The 622-nt window shown below is 70.3% G+C and carries 2 protein-coding genes; one reads left to right on the top strand and one right to left on the bottom strand.

The window, feature by feature from the left end; translation table 11 throughout:
- On the bottom strand, positions 1–193 hold a 193-nt coding region (locus ACYVL2_RS20045), incomplete at its 3' end, for a helix-turn-helix domain-containing protein (protein ID WP_460546568.1).
- Between the two features lie 146 nt (positions 194–339).
- Between ACYVL2_RS20045 and ACYVL2_RS20040 the strand changes: the two genes are divergently transcribed.
- Positions 340–597 (top strand): hypothetical protein, encoded by a 258-nt coding sequence (locus ACYVL2_RS20040; protein WP_460546567.1) that lies wholly within the window; start codon positions 340–342, stop codon positions 595–597.
- Positions 598–622: the final 25 nt, after the last annotated feature.

Raw genomic sequence — 622 nt, 5'->3', positions numbered from 1 at the left:
AGCGGGTGAGCATGGCCGAGGTCTGGTGGTAGTTGATGCTCTCGCCCCGGCGAAAGTACGCCTTGTGCCGGTATTCGAGGGCCTTGTTGTAGACCAATCGCGCGCACCCGAACGTGCGGGCCAGGTTCTCGGCCTGCTCCGGGTTCGGGTAGCACCGGAACCGGTAAGCCCAGTGGCGCGTCTGGACGCTCACGCCTCACAGTATGTAGGTAGGTTTTGTAAGCCCGGCTTCGGGGTGCGGAAGCGGCGAGGGCATCGCCTTCACCGGTACCTGACCTGCTCCGCAAGAGCCCGATTCCTCCCCGGCCCGAAGGCCGGGGTCTCCCCGGAAGGATTCAGATGAACGAGTCCGATCCCCGCAGGCGGCGCGATCCGTCGGCGATCAGCCGGGCCCGCCGTTACACGCCTCGCGGACGCACCGTCCGCGAGGCGGCTTCGGATGCGGCCGAGGACAACCGCGCCCGCGAGCACGGCGCGCGCGACCGCGAGGCCGCGCGCCGTGCCCGCAACCGGGCCGCCCAGCAGGCCGAGGACCTCGCGGCCAAGCGGCGCCGCGAGGCCGCCGCCCGCTCGCGCCAGCGCCAAGTCGGATCGTAGCCATGTCGTTCTGTGAGCCAAGGAG

Source organism: Glycomyces halotolerans (genome assembly GCF_054779575.1).
The sequence above is the reverse complement of the archived record's forward strand: the minus strand, read 5'-3'. Positions and strand labels throughout refer to the sequence as shown.

What these genes read in the sequence shown, in the direction of transcription:
- ACYVL2_RS20040 (WP_460546567.1), top strand. Translation starts at nt 340, where the DNA reads ATGAACGAGTCCGATCCCCGCAGGCGGCGCGATCCGTCGGCGATCAGC.